Source organism: Bacteroidota bacterium, assembly GCA_039714315.1.
Taxonomy (GTDB): Bacteria; Bacteroidota; Bacteroidia; order Flavobacteriales; family JADGDT01; genus JADGDT01.
The window spans coordinates 34,558-51,545 of record JBDLJM010000001.1; the positions used below are offsets into that span (position 1 = coordinate 34,558).

A 16,988-nucleotide genomic window follows, 5' to 3' on the forward strand; every position below is an offset into this window, starting at 1 on the left:
TTATGTTATTTTAGTGTTTAAAATGTCTTGTTCCTGTGAAAACCATTGGCATATCGTTTTCATTACAGTAATCGATCGAAAGCTGATCTTTAATAGAACCGCCAGGTTGGATTACTGAGTGAATTCCGGCTTTGTTTGCTGTTTCCACCGCATCAGGGAATGGGAAAAATGCATCAGAAGCCATGGCTGCTCCATTTAAGTCAAATTCAAATGATTTTGCCTTGTGTATGGCTTGATTTAAAGCATCAATTCGCGATGTTTGTCCCGTTCCCGAAGCTATTAACTGCTTGTTCTTTGCAAGTACTATTGTGTTAGATTTAGTGTGTTTGCAAATTTTAGAAGCAAATAATAAGTCTTCAATATCTTTATCTGTTGGTCTTATGTTAGTAACAGGTTTTAAGTCTTCTTTAGTATCCGTTATACTATCTTTTTCTTGTTCTAAAATACCATTTAGAATAGTTCGAACCTGTTTTGATGGCAGTTCAATATTCTTTTGAACTAGTATAATTCTGTTTTTCTTAGATTTTAGAATATCAAGCGCTTCATTTTTGTATGAAGGAGCTATTACAACTTCACAAAAAAGCTTATTTATTTCTTCGGCAGTTTCTAAATCAATTTCAGAGTTTGATATAAGAACACCTCCAAATGCAGAAACCGGATCGCCCGCTAAGGCATCAATGTATGCCTGCTTTATTGTATTTCGTGTAGCCAGACCACATGCATTGTTGTGTTTTAAAATAGCAAATGTAGGATCGTCGTCCTTAAATTCAGCCATTAAATTAACAGATCCGTCTACATCTAAAAGGTTGTTATACGACAATTCTTTTCCGTGTAGTTTGTCGAACATAGCTTCTAAATCGCCATAGAAAATACCTTTTTGATGTGGGTTTTCTCCATAGCGCAGAACATTAGCGTTCGTTTCGCTGATTTTCAGTACTTCTTTTTTTTCATCTTTATTGAAGTAGTTGAATATTGCACTGTCGTAATGAGAAGATACATTGAATGCTTTAGATGCAAAACTCTTTCTTTGCTCTAGCGAAGTACTTCCATTTTGTTCAGAAAGAATATTGTAAACTTCCCCATACTGTTTCATTTCAGAAACAATGAGTACATCTTTGAAGTTTTTGGCAGCAGCTCTTATAAGGGAAATACCTCCAATATCTATTTTTTCAATAATATCTGCTTCAGAAGCACCTGATTCTACTGTTTTTTCGAATGGATACAGATCAACAATTACAATGTCAATAGATGGAATATTGTATTCTTTTACCTGCTCTACATCACCTTCAAAATCTCTTCTTGATAAAATTCCACCGAAAACTTTTGGGTGAAGAGTTTTCACTCTACCTCCCAAAATTGAAGGGTATGAAGTAAGATCTTCTACCGGAACAACATCGATTCCAAGGTCGTTTATGAATTTTTGTGTACCGCCTGTGGAATATATTGTTACGTTGTTTTCATGCAATTTTCTGACAATTGGCTCTAATCCATCCTTGTGAAATACCGAGATTAGTGCTCCTTTAGCTTTTTTTATGTCGCCCATTCTGTTGTGTAATTAAGCTGCGAATTTAGGTATTTATACCATAAAATCAACATATTGAACCTATTAAATGTTGATGATTTTTTTAACTTTTTTTTGTGAATAAATTAACTGTAAATAGGGATATTTACTTATTCCAAAGTATTGCTTATGATATTGCTTCGAATTTTTAAGGAAAGTGTGCTCTTTGCCCTACATGCATTGGTGACAAATAAGCTTAGAACCTTTTTGTCTTTGCTAGGGGTTACAATAGGTATTTTTGCAATTATTTCTGTGTTGTCGGCAGTTGATTCACTGGAAACTAATATTCGTTCCGAACTTGCAAGTCTTGGAGATGACGTTGTTTATGTGCAAAAATGGCCTTGGGGAGAAGGTGGTGCAGAATGGTGGAAATATATGAATAGGCCTGAAGCTACCTATAAAGATTATCAAAAGTTGACAAGTAATTTTAATAAGGCCGATGCTGTAGCAATGGCTGTTTATCCACCTTCACAAACAGTTAAGTATAAAAATAACTCTGTTAGCGAAGTGCAGGTTATTCCTATTTCTTATACTTTTCAGGACTTTGGGGCAATGGATTTGTCTAGTGGAAGGTATTTTTCACACACTGAATCAAATAACGGGAGTAATGTGGCTTTAATTGGGGCCGAAATATCTAAAGGGCTTTTTGAGAGTAGTGATCCTCTGGGAAAATATATTAAAGTTTTTGGAAGAAAGATAAGAGTGATAGGAGTTTTTGAAAAGGAAGGTTCGTCATTGCTCAATAATTCAAAAGACCAAAGAGTTTATGTGCCGTTGAATTTTATCAGGAAGCAGTATAACCTTAACGAGGGCAGATTGGGAAGTTATATTATGGTTCGACCCAAAGAAGGGATAGGAATTGAGCAGCTTAAGGATGAGTTAACGGGGGCAATGAGATCGATAAGAAGATTGCGTCCAAGAGAAAAGGATAATTTTGCATTGAATGAATTGTCAGTTTTATCAAGTGGTTTAGATGAATTCTTTGGGGTGTTAAATATTGCAGGAATTTTAATTGGAGGTTTTTCAATTTTGGTCGGAGGATTTGGTATAGCCAATATTATGTTTGTTTCGGTTAAGGAGAGAACTAATATTATTGGTATACAAAAGTCGCTTGGAGCAAAAAACTATTTTATTTTATCTCAATTTTTAGTGGAGTCGGTTGTTTTGGCTTTACTGGGTGGTTTATTTGGTCTTGGAATGGTTTTTGGGTTGACATTTATGGCGAGTGAATTTGCAGAGATGGAAATTTTCCTGGGAGTAAAAAATATAATTGTAGGTATCGCTATCTCTGTTAGTATCGGCCTCATAGCGGGAATAATTCCTGCCTGGATGGGTGCAAAAATGAACCCTGTTGATGCTATTCGAACAGGATATTGATATCGGGATACGGTATTGGCTCCATTTGTTTCGAGATTTGTTCACATACGTAACTAAGCAATTCTTCATCTTCTTTGGAAAAAGGATTTAAAATGTGCGAGTCAATATCTATTTGACCAATATTTTCTCCATTAACGAAAATAGGCACTACAATTTCTGATTTCACATCTATACTACATGCTATATAGTTGTCTTGTTCGGCTACATCCTGAACGACAAAAGTGTCATTGCTTAGAGCTACCTGTCCGCAGATTCCTTTTCCGAATGGAATAATTGTATGATCCGTTGGGGCTCCTGAAAATTTAGAAAGTTTTAATTCGTTTTTGTTTCCATTTTTAAAGTAGAAGCCTACCCAGTTATAGTGATCTATTTCGTTTTTAAGAAGATTGCATATATTTTGCAATTTCATTTCAAGCTCTAGATCAGATTCGATGATCTTATTAATTTCAGATTTATAGTTACTCGTATTCATAAAAGTATTTCGTTTTTAGCAATTGCAAAAATAGTAATAACTAATTAGTTTGGAATACAACACATAAGGTTAATGGTTGAGTGATTTATGAATATTGTTGTAAGTAAATACTTTATTAAAAGAGACTGAGGTGTAAGTAAAAAACTTGTTAGGCGATATAGAGAATGTTTTAGATTTAGATTAATATATGAGTTTGTATGAATATTGTGATTAAGATAAGTTGTCTGTATATAACGTAAGGCACTTAAGGTCAAAAAGTTGAAGTTACTGGTTTTTTAATTAAATGTTTAGTAGCTTCATTTATTAGATATGTGGTTTGCTATTTGTAACAAAATAATAAGGTGTTGATATCTAGTGATAATATTGAGAGAATAATTAATGATAATTAGAAAATTATTATTTATTTTGGGGGTTGTCAGTGATTTTAAAAATATTAGATGTTTTTAATGGTTAATTGACAGTAATATGAAAAACCCATAAACCCGATCTATGAAAAGATTTTTACTTTTTGGAGTATTAATTTTGATCTTCAATACAAGTTATTCGCAAACTATTTCTCAGCCAGATTTATGGTTTACAGATGCGTGTACAGGTAACCCTGTAGGTTTTAATTACGACGTTGGTTTTACTATACAAGGTACTTTCAACAGTGGATCTGAATTTGTTATAGAACTATCAGATAAGACGGGTGATTTTAGTTCGCCCACTGAGTTAACAAGAGTAGCTTATGTTGATGGGCAGTCTGATTATCCTGATAATATTGTTGTTTTTGATAATTCTTTGGTTGACGGAAATTCATATAAAATCCGCATAAGATCAACCAGTCCTGAAGTTTTTTCATCCGAGTCAGATAGTATAACTATTGTTTCTTCCGAAGAGCTTGTGATTACAGCCGATGGCGACACTTCTTTTTGTTCGGGTGGTTCGGTTACATTGCGATCGGATGCTAGTGTATTTCTTACCTGGTTCAAGGATGGGGTAGAGATTGTTGGGGAGAATTCATCAACTTTGTTGGTTACGGAATCAGGACAATACAGTATTAGAGCATTTTTGGGGATTTGTTATTCCGAGTCTAATATTATTGAGGTTGTTTCTACTAATGTGCCTACATCTGTGATTGATCCAAATATAAACCCTGAAATATGTTCTTCAGAGGAATTTACATTTAAAGCAAATAGTATAGATATAGATAATCCTGTATATACCTGGTATGATGAATCAAATAATGTTGTAGGTACAGGAGAGGAATTTACAACTGGAATAGCCGGTACTTATTACCTGGAAACTTCAAATCACGGAGCTTGTAGTGATGTTTCGGAACCTGTTACTTTAACTGTGTATGATGGTATAGCAGAAATTGAGCAAAGTAGCCCGATAAAATTGTGTGAGGGGAGTGATGTTGTATTAACATCTAAGGAGAAAAATACTGAATATATATATCATTGGTTTAAAGATGGTATAGAAATAATCCAGGGAATAGGACTTATAGAGTATTCAATACCCGGTTTAGAAATTAATAGGGGTAAATATCATTTAGAGGTAGAAACTCCTGCATGTAATGTGGCTTCTGCTGATGTTGAAGTTATAATAAAGGCAGTTCCTGTATTTTCTATTGTTGAAGGTGATCAGGATGGCTGTAAAGGAGATTGGATTACCCTGACATCATCGTTAGTTGATACGGAATATAATTATCAGTGGTATTATAAAAACAGTCCTCTTGTCGATTCAATCTCTACAAGTATTGATATAAATATTAGCACAGTAACAGAAGGTGATTATAAACTGGAGATGAACTTTGGCGGGGCGTGTCCCGTGATGTCGGATCCCGTTACTGTTGCAATGCACGATTTTGTAGCAGAAATTGAGCAATCAGGACCAATAGCTACTTGCGAAGGAACAGATGTAGTATTGTTGTCGAAAGAGACTAATGCAAGTTATACCTATCACTGGTTTAAGGATGGGGCGGAAGTAGCCCAGGGTGTGGGAATGTTGGAGTATACAGTTGCAGGCTTGGAGGCTAATAGTGGTAAGTACCACTTGGAAGTGGAAAGTCCTGCTTGTATTTATGCTTCAACCGGAGTTGATGTAAAAATTAAGGCAGTTCCTGTATTTTCGATAGTTGAAGGTGATCAGGATGGCTGTAAAGGAGATTGGATTACCCTGACATCATCGTTGGTTGATCCGGACTATGATTATCAATGGTATTTTAAAGGCAGTCCTCTTGTTGATTCAACCTCTACAAGTATTGATGTAAATATTAGCACAGTAACAGAAGGTGATTATAAACTGGAGATGAACTTCGGTGGAGCTTGTTCTGTGATGTCGGATCCTGTAACAATTGTAATGCACGATTTTGTTGCTGAGATAGAGCAAACAGGACCAATAGCTACTTGCGAAGGAACAGATGTGGTATTGTTGTCGAAAGAGACTAATGCAAGTTATACTTATCACTGGTTTAAGGATGGAACGGAAGTAGCTCAGGGCGTTGGAATGCATGAGTATACAGTAACCGGTTTTGAATGGAATAGTGGTAAATATCATCTGGAAGTAGAAAGCCCTTCATGTACATATATTTCAGAAGAAGTAGAAGTTGTGGTTAAGGCGGTTCCTTACTCCAAAATTATAGGTGAATTTGATGAGGAAAAATGTGAGGGAAGCGAAATAACTCTTCAGTCGGAATTAGATGATCCTGATTATACATACGAATGGTATTTTGAAGGCAAGCTGATTAGTGGTGCGAACACATCTGATCTTAATATTGTGGTTTCCGATGAAACTGCCGGAACCTATAATCTCATAGTCTCATATGGTTTGTGTGCCGGCCTTACAGCTCCTGATGAAGTTGTAATCCTGATGGCAAATCTGGAAGCTCAAATCTTGGGAGATGGAGATGTGGAAATGTGTAATGGAAGTAGTGTTGTATTAACTGCAACTGCTATAGGAAATGGATTAGAATTTGAATGGTATAAGGACGATATATTGATTACAGGAGAGAAATCAGAGAATCTTGTCGTTTCCGAAGATGGAGAATATAAGTCGAAAGTTACGTCAGATAAGGGATGTTCTCAAATGACAGATATTGTGAGTGTTTCATATGCTCAGGATAATATGGGTGTTCATGAGGATGTGATTAATATTTCTGTAGGTGAGATTGCTGAGTTTAGAGCATATGGCGGAGTTGAATATGAGTGGTATAGGGATGGAGTTTTAGTATATGATGAAAGTAATACTTATGCGGTTTCTCCACAAAGTAATACAAGCTACCAGCTTAAAATTACTAATGAAACCGGTTGTGAAAAAGTGATCGTTTTAAAGGTTATTGTTGAAGGACTGACAGCAAAAGATATTCGAAATTTGATTACTCCCAATGGCGATGGTAAAAATGATGTTTGGACAATTCCTGAGGGCTTAGCTTACTCTGGAGATGTAGAGGTAACTATCCTGACCCGACAGGGATCAATCGTCCTGCAAACGGTAAATTATCAGAATGACTGGGGAGGGGCATACAACGGTAATCTTTTACCTGCGGCAACTTATTTCTATGTTATAAAGCAAAAGGATAAAGAGCCTATTATGGGGTCGATAACTTTATTAAGATAACTCTATATTTAATTAAGATAAAAATTATTGTTTTTAGACAAATTGAAAATAACCTTACTATGATACGATTTTTACGTAAAAAATTATTAACTGTTATTGCTTTAGTGATGCTTTTTGGAGTTGCTGAGGCTCAACAATTACCGATATACAATCAGTTTAATTATAATCAGTTTGTGTATAATCCTGCATTATCAGGTGTTGATACCGAAATTCCTGTATTTACTATGATGCACCGAAATCAGTGGACGGGAGTTGATGGTGCACCGGAAACATCACTGATCTCTTTCAACGGTATCATGTCCGATAAGAATGTTGGTTATGCAGCCTATCTTTATAATGATATATCCGGGATTCTTCGTACAACATCTGCTTATGGGAATTACTCTTTCAGTTTCGATGTTGTCGATGATTTTAGAATAGCTTTGGGTTTGAGTGCCGGAATAATAAATAAAGGCCTTAATGTAGCCAGGGCAAATGTAGATGATCGGTCAGATCCTGCTTTAGGAGATTATACAGCAGGTAAAACTGTATTCGACTTCAATGCCGGAATAAATCTTTCGTATATGAACTTCGACTTTGGCTTTGCAGTTCCTCAGTTATTTGCCCAACCAATAGATTATGCCCAAAATCTTGGAGATAATTCTGTTGTTTACAAGTTGGATCGTCATTTTGTAGGGTCGTTGAAGTATACCTACGATTTTGAAATTGCTTCATTGGGAAAGCTAGGGAAAGAAGCCAGTTTAGTGCCACAGGTTATAACGCGTGTTGTTTCAAATGTTCCGGTGCAGGTTGATGCTCATTTAATGTTAGAGTTGAGGCAACTGGGATGGATCGGAGCAGGTTACAGAACAGATATGGGGCCAATGGCTAATTTGGGGGTAAATCTTACTGACGACCTTTCAGCAGGATATGCCTATGAGTTTAATGTGTCAAATGTATCCAGTCAGCTTGGATCAACACATGAGTTGTCGTTGATTTATAAACTTGGAGGAGCGAAAAGATTGATGGATAAGGTTCAAATAGAATTGGAGCAATTAAAGAAAGAGGAAATAGAGCTTATGAATCAAATGGAAGAACGTATGATTCGTCGTATGGATTCTATTGCTGAAGCTCTCCGAAATGATATTGTTATAAATGCAAATAAGCTAATTAGTCATAATGAGACGCTGGAATCTGAAGGCCTGGATTATTTAGAAGAGGATGATCTTTCTACTACAGCGAGTAATGTTGTTGCCGGTAGTAAAGGTTTTTATATAGTGGCTGGAGTATTTGCTTATCGAAAAAATGCTGAGGCCATTAATAACAAGCTCGCATCGGAAGGCTATGATGTTGAATATTTCTATAATAAGGCAAACAGATATTACTATGTGTTCCTTCGAAAATATAAAACATATGAGCAGGCTTCAAAGCTGAGAAAGAATAATATTAACGGTACTTATTTCGATGAATTGTGGATAAAGGAAGTTAAATAGTTATTATAATCGATAATTAAATTATTAATACCATATATAATAGGAGTAAGTTAGGGCTTGCTCCTTTTTTTTAGAACATATATTTGTACATTTGGTTTTGTGATGTGAAAATAAATTCTTGCCTGCTATGTTTAAACGTAATAAACCTGCTATAGTATTCTTATTGAAGTTTGTTATTGTATACGCTTCTTTGTCTGCAGTGTATTCATATTATTTGTCGACATATGAACAGGGTGAGATTCCTGAAGTCGATGCATTTACATATGAAGTTGCTGAGGAAAGTTCTGATTTGGCAAAGTTATTCGGTTTCGAAAGTTCAATTGAGATAAATGACGATGAGGCTTCTGTAAAGTTTTTGTTCGATGGCTTTTATCGGGTTAAGATTGTGGAAGGATGTAATGGTTTATCTGTGATGATATTGTTTCTTGCTTTTATAGTAGCTTTTGGTGGCAGGTTAAGAGATAAGTTGTTTTTTATTCCTTTAGGAATAGCCCTCATACATATCTCTAATATAGTGCGCCTTACCTGGCTGACATATATATATGTGTATTACTATGATTATGCACAGGCGTTTCACGATTATGTTTTTCCTTCAATAATTTACGGGATGGTTTTTGTTCTTTGGGTTGTTTGGGTTAATTACTTTGCTTTTAGGGTTAAGAAGGTAAACATATATGAAAAATGATGTTGGCAGAAAAAATCTTTGCATCGCATATCGGCGAAGTGTTTTTAGTGTAGGTGATAAAGTGTAGATAAGAAGGAATAACAATTATTATTGGTTTAATAACCCCTGTAGTACGAAGGGTACCAATAGTTGTTTCTATATCTGTTTTGTCTGTCTATTTCTTCCTGAAGCCTTACAATTTCATTTTGGTCAAATACTTTTCCTTTACGCCAGTACTCTACTGCCTTTTGCCAAATTGTTTTTTTGTCGTCATCTCTTATTAAAATATAGTCATTGTTGGTAAGTGGGTTTATTGCTTTTTCAAATGTAAACTCGAAATCCAGTGTTGAATTTTGTGTTCCGTAAGTCCATTGTTCTCCTTTAGGTGTTTTATATATAGAAGAGGGAGGACCAAATATTGAGTATACTAATCCCCTGTCGGTTCTCCATCCTTCTTTATAAGAAGTGAAGTAAACATTTGCAAACTGTATTCTTTTGTAATAAGTAGTTATCAGGTTTTCGGTTTTTGGAAGATCATTTGACATTGAAGCCCAGATCTTCTCAGTTTTTAGTTTCGAGGCATCGGTACCTACAGCCAGCTCTTCGAATTCTTCGTCAGATGTAATGTATCTCATCGGAGGAGCAATATTTTTTCTTTGCGCAATTAATGGATAGCCTTCATAGAAGTTCAATAGAGTTAAACCGCTAACTTTAGTAGTGTCTACCTGTACGTGGTATATGCCTGGTTTTTCAAATATTATAAAATCATCCGAGTTGAATTGATAGGTAGTATCTTTGGTTATTGACATTTTTTGAACGTCTCTCTCAACATATATTGGCAGAGGATATTCTGATATAGGAAAGTACCTGGTCACGTAAAATTTCGAACTTTTAAGTCTTTCAGATGAAATCTTAACCTTTGAATCAGATGCTACATAATTCATAAACTTTACACTGTTTGTAGAGTCGGTAATTATGAAGTCTTCTGCTGAACCTTTGTTTTTTTTGTCAATCGTTAATAAGTCCTCAAACTGGTGTTTCCTGAATTTATCGTTTAGAACTATACTTGCATAATAAAAATGACCATCAGGGATTTCTACGTCAAAATAGCCTACAATGGCTTCGCTTGGTATTTCGTCATTTTCACGGTCGATTTTTATTACGCCTTTTTTTATGGTCGTAGTTGTTTTGTTTTCCGGTTTTATGATATGATAATTGATTTGCGCTGAAGCTTCAAATTTTCTGCTTTGAGGATTTCTTACAAAAAGAATATCTCCCGGGGGTATTATAAAATAAAAGCGCGTGGTTTTAGCTGAGGTGTGGTATACTCTGTATGATGGGTTCCACATTTGCTCCTCATCATCGTATGCTGATGCACCGGCTAGATATCCTTTATTTGGACCACATGAATTTATTACTATAAGTGATAATATACCTATAATATATAGAAGAGTTGTTTTTTTTGATAGTAGAAGCATCTGCTTGTTATTTTAGCCTTAGCTAAAGTAGTTTTTTTCAGGGAAAGCTCAAAGCAGGAAAGTTTATTTGAATATGATTTCCGGATTTATGCGCTTTCTTTATAAGTTGTTTCTATACGTGTCCTTAAAATTTTGTTTTCTCTTTCTAAAGATTCCACTCTCTTCTTCATACTCCTGAATTTAAGAATGAAGTTCAGGATGACATAGATTTTAAAAATTACCAGTATAGCAGTTATTATATGTTTTGGTTCTATAGTCATAGTTCTTATTGTTGGGTAGCAAATATATGATTTCTAAATGGAAATAATCTTTGTTGAAACATGTTTTGATAATTATAAAGAAGGAAAATAATTACATATTTAAATATGTAATACATATACGGGATAGGAGTGTTAGTTTGATAGTAAATTTGATGTTGAGATTTTATAATAAAGCTTTGTAAAGACAGACGTTAAACTTCGTTGAAAATAAATTAGTTACAGTTTTGTCAGATTAGAAAATATCCATACATTTGCAAACCGAAAAAGTAGCGTCTTGTTGTAAGCGCTTGTTTTGGAGTGAATTAAATGTTAAATAATTATTAATCAATTTAAACTAATATGCCTACTATACAGCAATTAGTAAGAAAAGGAAGAGTGTCGTTGACTAAGAAGTCTAAATCGGCTGCACTTGATTCTTGTCCTCAACGTAGAGGGGTTTGTACACGTGTGTACACTACTACGCCTAAGAAACCAAACTCAGCAATGCGTAAAGTTGCAAGGGTAAGGTTGACTAACGGTAAGGAAGTGAACGCGTACATCCCTGGTGAAGGACATAATCTTCAGGAGCACTCGATAGTATTAGTTAGAGGCGGGAGAGTTAAAGATTTACCTGGTGTAAGATACCACATCGTTCGTGGTGCCTTAGATACAGCCGGTGTTGAAGGTAGAACTCAACGTCGTTCTAAGTACGGAACAAAACGTCCTAAGAAGTAATTAACGCCTTAAAGAGGTAAATTTTTAAACTTATTTGTCGAAATGAGAAAGAATAAAGCTAAAAAAAGACAAATTTTACCGGATCCAAAGTTTAACGACGCATTAGTAACGCGTTTCGTTAACATGATGATGTTGGACGGTAAAAAAAGTTTAGCATTCAGACTATTCTATGATGCATTAGAAATAGTTGAAGCTAAAAAACAAGATGAAGAGAAAAGTGCAGTTGAGGTATGGAAAGACGCTTTGTCAAATGTAATGCCACACGTTGAGGTTCGTAGCCGTCGTGTAGGTGGAGCTACATTCCAAATACCAATGCAGATTCGTCCTGATCGTAAAGTTTCATTAGCAATGAAGTGGATGATTTCTTATACTCGTAAAAGAAATGATAAATCATTTGCTCAAAAATTAGCTGCTGAAATTCTTGCTGCTGCAAAAGAAGAAGGAGCTGCTGTTAAGAAAAGAGTTGATACTCACAAGATGGCAGAAGCAAACAAAGCATTCTCACATTTTAGATTTTAATATAAGCAATTAGAAAAATGGCTAAAAGAGATTTAAAATATACTCGTAACCTTGGTATTATGGCACACATTGATGCCGGGAAAACGACTACGACTGAACGTGTACTTTATTATACAGGTTTAAGTCATAAGATCGGTGAGGTGCACGATGGTGCTGCTACTATGGACTGGATGGAGCAGGAGCAGGAAAGAGGTATTACAATTACTTCTGCTGCTACTACTGTATTCTGGAAATACCCTACTGTGCAAGGTCAGCCTGTAAAAGGTGAAACCAAAGATTACAAAATCAACATTATCGATACTCCGGGCCACGTTGACTTTACTGTAGAAGTAGAGCGTTCATTACGTGTACTTGACGGTGCTGTTGCTTTGTTCTGTGCTGTTGGTGGTGTAGAGCCACAGTCTGAAACTGTTTGGCGTCAGGCAGATAAATACAATGTTCCTCGTATTGGATTTGTAAATAAAATGGACCGTTCAGGTGCTGACTTCTTTAATGTAGTTGCACAAGTGAAAGAACGTTTAGGAGCTAATCCTGTTCCATTACAGGTGCCAATAGGATCTGAAGAAGATTTTAAAGGAGTAGTTGATCTTATCGAGATGAAAGGAATTATCTGGAACGAAGATGATATGGGTATGACATATCAGGAAGTTGCTATTCCGGAAGACCTTAAAGACGATGTGGAAACTTGGAGAGCTCACCTTATCGAATCTGTTGCTGAAACAAACGATGAGTTGATGGAGAAATTCTTCGAAGATCCTAATTCAATTACTCGTGAAGAATTAATGGATGCTATCCGTGTAGCTACATTAAATATGACAATTACACCAATGCTTGCAGGTTCTGCCTTTAAAAATAAAGGAGTTCAGACTGTGCTTGATGCTGTAATGTCTTACCTTCCTTCGCCTGATGACTCAGAAGGTATTGAAGGAATAAACCCTGATACAGAAAAGACTGAAATGCGTTTGCCAGATCCTGAGCAACCATTTTCTGCTTTAGCATTTAAGATTGCAACTGACCCATTCGTAGGTCGTTTGTGTTTCTTCCGTGTTTATTCAGGTACTTTACCAGCTGGTTCTTACGTTAGGAATCAACGTACTGGTAAAAAAGAACGTATTTCTCGTATTTTCCAAATGCACTCTAATAAGCAAAATGCTATCGATCAAATCGAAGCAGGAGATATTGGAGCTGGAGTTGGATTTAAAGACATCCGCACCGGAGATACTTTAACTGACGAGAAAAATCCAATCGTTCTTGAATCAATGACTTTCCCTGATCCAGTAATTGGGGTAGCTGTTGAACCTAAATCTCAGGCAGATGTTGACAAGATGGGAGTTGCTCTTGGAAAATTATCTGAAGAGGATCCTACATTTACTGTTAAAACAAACGACGATACTGGTCAGACTATTATCTCTGGAATGGGTGAGTTGCACCTTGAGATTCTTATCGATCGTATGAGACGTGAGTTTAAAGTAGAGCTTAATCAGGGTCAACCACAAGTTGAGTACCGCGAATCTATTACTCAAGAGTTTCAACACCGTGAGGTTTATAAGAAACAATCAGGTGGTCGTGGTAAATTCGCTGATATCGTATTTACGATAGGACCTGCTGATGAGGGTAAAGAAGAATTCCAGTTTGAATCTAAAATTAAAGGTGGTAACGTTCCTAAGGAATTTGTTCCATCTATTGAAAAAGGATTCAAAGAAGCAATGAAAAACGGTACTCTAGCCGGATTTGAAGTTGTTGGAATGAAAGTTACTTTGCTTGATGGATCTTTCCACCCTGTGGATTCTGATCAATTATCATTTGAGTTGGCTGCAAAACTAGGATTTAAAGCTGCTGCAAAATCTGCAGGGCCAAAAATTCTTGAACCACTTATGAAGTTAGAAGTTGTTACTCCTGAAGAAAACATGGGTGATGTTGTTGGTGATCTTAACCGTCGTCGTGGACAAGTAAACGGTATGGATGCTAAAAACGGAGCTCAGGTTATAAAGGCAGATGTTCCATTATCGGAGATGTTTGGATATGTTACTTCATTGAGAACAATTTCATCTGGTCGTGCTACTTCTTCAATGGAATTCTCTCACTATTCAGAGACTCCTGCGAATATTTCAGAAGCAGTTATAGCAGAAGTAAAAGGATAATCATTAAGATTTAGGAAAATGAGTCAAAAAATTAGAATAAAATTAAAGTCTTACGATCATATGTTGGTTGATAAATCAGCAGAGAAGATCGTAAAATCTGTTAAGTCAACAGGAGCTGTAGTAAATGGACCAATTCCATTACCTACAAATAAAAAAATCTTCACGGTTCTTCGTTCTCCTCACGTGAACAAGAAATCAAGAGAGCAATTTCAATTGAGCACATTTAAACGTCTTTTAGATATTTATAGCTCATCATCAAAAACAATTGATGCTTTGATGAAGTTAGAATTGCCTAGTGGTGTTGAAGTAGAGATCAAAGTCTGATTTTAATAATAAATAAATTCAAATTCCAAAATGTCTGGATTAATTGGAAAAAAAGTTGGGATGACTAGCATCTACAATGAAGCAGGTAAATCGTTTCCTTGTACAGTGATCGAATGCGGTCCTTGTGTTGTTACCCAAGTCAGAACCGAAGAAGTTGATGGATATGTATCTGTACAACTTGGTTTCGATGACGCTAAAGAAAAGAATGTAAGCAAGGCATTGTTAGGACATTTTAATAAAGCGGGTGTTTCTCCAAAAAAGAAACTAGTCGAATTTAAAGGTTTTGACTCTGAAGTGAAAATTGGCGATTCAATTGCTGTAGATCACTTCGTAGAGGGAGAATATGTTGATGTTACCGGTATTTCTAAAGGTAAAGGTTTCCAGGGTGTTGTGAAACGCCACGGATTTAGAGGTGTAGGTGATGCAACGCACGGTCAACACAACCGTTTAAGAGCACCCGGGTCAATCGGTGCGGCATCCTATCCTGCACGTGTATTCAAAGGAATGCGCATGGCAGGTCAAATGGGAAATGAGCAGGTAACTGTTGAGAACTTACAGGTTCTTAAAGTTGATGCTGAAAAAAATCTATTAGTTGTAAAAGGATCTGTACCAGGACCTAAAAACGCTTACTTAATCATAAGAAAGTAATGGAAGTAGCAGTATTAGATATCAACGGAAAAGAAACTGGTAGAAAAGTAGAGCTATCAGATTCTATCTTCGCTGTAGAACCTCACACTCACGCTATTTACCTAGACGTTAAGCAATATCTTGCCAATCAACGTCAGGGTACGCATAAAACAAAAGAGAGAGCTGAGATTACAGGAAGTACTCGTAAGATTAAGAAACAAAAAGGAACAGGTACAGCTCGTGCGGGTAGTATCAAATCACCATTGTTCCGTGGAGGAGGTCGAGTATTCGGACCACGTCCTAGAAGTTATTCTTTCAAGCTTAATAAAGGGTTGAAAAGATTGGCAAGAAAATCAGCTTTAAGTATGAAAGTTGCCGAAAAACAACTTTTTGTAGTTGAGGATTTCAATTTTGAAGCACCAAAAACTAAAGACTTTATCAATGTTTTAAAGGCTTTCGGACTAGAATCTAAAAGATCACTAGTGGTGTTGAGCGAAACAAATAAAAATGTATATTTGTCGGCGCGAAATTTGAAAGGGACAAACGTCGTGAATTTCAATGAATTAAACACTTATTCAATTATGAATAATAAAGGTGTTCTTCTAAGTGAAGGTTCAGTGAAAGAAATTGAGAACATTTTAAGTAAATAGGCATGGGGATTATCATTAGACCAATCATTACAGAAAAGATGACAGCTGAAAGCGAAAAGTTTAATCGCTACGGTTTCATTGTTGATCCTAAAGCTAACAAGCTGCAAATTGCAGAAGCTGTTAAGGAGATGTACGGGGTTAGTGTTGAGAGAGTTAACACTATGAACTATGCCGGAAAAAAGAAAAGTCGTTACACTAAAGCCGGAGTAATTAGCGGAAAGACGAATGCTTATAAAAAAGCTATCGTTGAAGTAGCAGAAGGCGAGAGTATTGATTTTTATAACAATATCTAAGAAGGATGTCAGTTAGAAAATTAAAACCAACAACACCAGGACAACGTTTCAAAGTAGTAAGTGACTTTGATATGTTAACGATGGGTAATGCTCCCGAGAAAGCATTAGTAAAAGGTAAGCACAGATCTGGTGGTCGTAACAACACAGGACGTATGACTATGCGCTACATTGGTGGTGGTCATAAGAGGCGTTACAGACAAATTGATTTCAAAAGAAATAAATTTGGAGTACCTGCTACTGTGAAGTCGATCGAATATGATCCAAACCGTACAGCATTTATCGCTTTATTGTGGTATGCTGATGGTGAGAAGCGCTATATCATTGCACCAGCAGGCCTAGAAGTAGGTCAAACTGTAGTTTCTGGAGAGAGTGTTGCTCCCGAAGTAGGAAATGCAATGAAATTGGCTAACATTCCTTTAGGTACTATTATTTCTGCAATCGAGATGCGCCCTGGGCAGGGAGCTGTTATAGCACGTAGTGCCGGAACATTTGCTCAGCTTGTAGCTCGTGAAGGGAAATATGCAACTGTAAAGATGCCCTCAGGCGAAACCAGAATGATACTTGTAGACTGTATGGCTGCTATAGGAGTTGTTTCAAACTCTGATAATCAGTTGTTAGTTTCAGGTAAAGCCGGTAGAAGCCGTTGGTTAGGACGTCGTCCTAGAACTAGACCAGTAGCTATGAACCCAGTCGATCACCCAATGGGTGGTGGTGAAGGTCGTGCTTCAGGAGGTCACCCACGTTCTAGAAACGGTATTCCTGCAAAAGGATTTAAGACTAGATCTAAGAAGAAGGCTAGTAATAAGTATATTATTGAAAGAAGAAAGAAATAATAG

General features: G+C 36.3%; 15 protein-coding genes. 12 read left to right on the forward strand and 3 right to left on the reverse strand.

Annotated elements, in window-relative coordinates; translation table 11 throughout:
* Positions 1-10: 10 nt before the first annotated feature.
* Positions 11-1,543 carry a bifunctional phosphoribosylaminoimidazolecarboxamide formyltransferase/IMP cyclohydrolase gene (gene purH, locus ABFR62_00165; protein ID MEN8136829.1) on the reverse strand — a complete coding sequence of 511 codons (1,533 nt, stop codon included), beginning with the start codon at positions 1,541-1,543 and terminating at the stop codon, positions 11-13.
* A gap of 147 nt (positions 1,544-1,690) precedes the next feature.
* Between purH and ABFR62_00170 the strand changes: the two genes are divergently transcribed.
* Positions 1,691-2,938, forward strand: coding sequence for an ABC transporter permease (locus tag ABFR62_00170; GenBank protein MEN8136830.1), 1,248 nt, complete (start codon positions 1,691-1,693; stop codon positions 2,936-2,938).
* On the opposite strand, the gene ABFR62_00175 is transcribed toward ABFR62_00170, so the two are convergent.
* Complete coding sequence (locus tag ABFR62_00175; GenBank protein ID MEN8136831.1) at positions 2,919-3,410, reverse strand: GAF domain-containing protein; 492 nt, start codon at positions 3,408-3,410, stop codon at positions 2,919-2,921. The two genes, ABFR62_00170 and ABFR62_00175, sit on opposite strands and share 20 nt — an antisense overlap.
* Before the next feature lie 489 nt (positions 3,411-3,899).
* On the opposite strand from ABFR62_00175, the gene ABFR62_00180 reads away from it, so the two are divergent.
* From ABFR62_00180 to xrtF, 3 genes are all read left to right on the forward strand, one after another.
* On the forward strand, positions 3,900-7,010 hold the full coding sequence (locus ABFR62_00180) for a gliding motility-associated C-terminal domain-containing protein (protein ID MEN8136832.1): 3,111 nt from the start codon (positions 3,900-3,902) through the stop codon (positions 7,008-7,010).
* 59 nt (positions 7,011-7,069) lie between these two features.
* Positions 7,070-8,482 carry a PorP/SprF family type IX secretion system membrane protein gene (locus ABFR62_00185; GenBank protein ID MEN8136833.1) on the forward strand — a complete coding sequence of 471 codons (1,413 nt, stop codon included), beginning with the start codon at positions 7,070-7,072 and terminating at the stop codon, positions 8,480-8,482.
* Between the two features lie 127 nt (positions 8,483-8,609).
* Positions 8,610-9,167 (forward strand): exosortase family protein XrtF, encoded by a 558-nt coding sequence (xrtF, locus tag ABFR62_00190; protein MEN8136834.1) that lies wholly within the window; start codon positions 8,610-8,612, stop codon positions 9,165-9,167.
* 95 nt (positions 9,168-9,262) lie between these two features.
* Here xrtF and ABFR62_00195 read toward each other — a convergent pair whose 3' ends face one another.
* Positions 9,263-10,624, reverse strand: coding sequence for a GWxTD domain-containing protein (locus ABFR62_00195; protein ID MEN8136835.1), 1,362 nt, complete (start codon positions 10,622-10,624; stop codon positions 9,263-9,265).
* 599 nt (positions 10,625-11,223) lie between these two features.
* Between ABFR62_00195 and rpsL the strand changes: the two genes are divergently transcribed.
* The 8 genes from rpsL to rplB are packed head-to-tail and all read left to right on the forward strand — an operon-like array spanning position 11,224 to position 16,985.
* Positions 11,224-11,598 (forward strand): 30S ribosomal protein S12, encoded by a 375-nt coding sequence (gene rpsL, locus ABFR62_00200; GenBank protein ID MEN8136836.1) that lies wholly within the window; start codon positions 11,224-11,226, stop codon positions 11,596-11,598.
* 42 nt (positions 11,599-11,640) lie between these two features.
* Positions 11,641-12,117: a 30S ribosomal protein S7 gene (gene rpsG / locus ABFR62_00205; protein MEN8136837.1), complete on the forward strand. Its 477-nt coding sequence runs from the start codon at positions 11,641-11,643 to the stop codon at positions 12,115-12,117.
* Between the two features lie 17 nt (positions 12,118-12,134).
* Positions 12,135-14,258, forward strand: a complete 2,124-nt coding sequence (fusA, locus tag ABFR62_00210; protein ID MEN8136838.1) for an elongation factor G — start codon at positions 12,135-12,137, stop codon at positions 14,256-14,258.
* A gap of 18 nt (positions 14,259-14,276) precedes the next feature.
* The gene (gene rpsJ, locus ABFR62_00215; GenBank protein ID MEN8136839.1) at positions 14,277-14,582 is read left to right on the forward strand and encodes a 30S ribosomal protein S10; all 306 of its coding nucleotides are present in this window, start codon (positions 14,277-14,279) and stop codon (positions 14,580-14,582) included.
* 30 nt (positions 14,583-14,612) lie between these two features.
* Positions 14,613-15,230, forward strand: coding sequence for a 50S ribosomal protein L3 (rplC, locus tag ABFR62_00220; protein ID MEN8136840.1), 618 nt, complete (start codon positions 14,613-14,615; stop codon positions 15,228-15,230).
* On the forward strand, positions 15,230-15,859 hold the full coding sequence (gene rplD, locus ABFR62_00225; protein MEN8136841.1) for a 50S ribosomal protein L4: 630 nt from the start codon (positions 15,230-15,232) through the stop codon (positions 15,857-15,859). The genes rplC and rplD overlap by 1 nt, the downstream gene beginning before the upstream one ends.
* A 2-nt stretch (positions 15,860-15,861) precedes the next feature.
* Positions 15,862-16,152 (forward strand): 50S ribosomal protein L23, encoded by a 291-nt coding sequence (rplW, locus tag ABFR62_00230; protein ID MEN8136842.1) that lies wholly within the window; start codon positions 15,862-15,864, stop codon positions 16,150-16,152.
* 5 nt (positions 16,153-16,157) lie between these two features.
* Positions 16,158-16,985, forward strand: coding sequence for a 50S ribosomal protein L2 (gene rplB / locus ABFR62_00235; protein MEN8136843.1), 828 nt, complete (start codon positions 16,158-16,160; stop codon positions 16,983-16,985).
* Positions 16,986-16,988 lie beyond the last annotated feature (3 nt).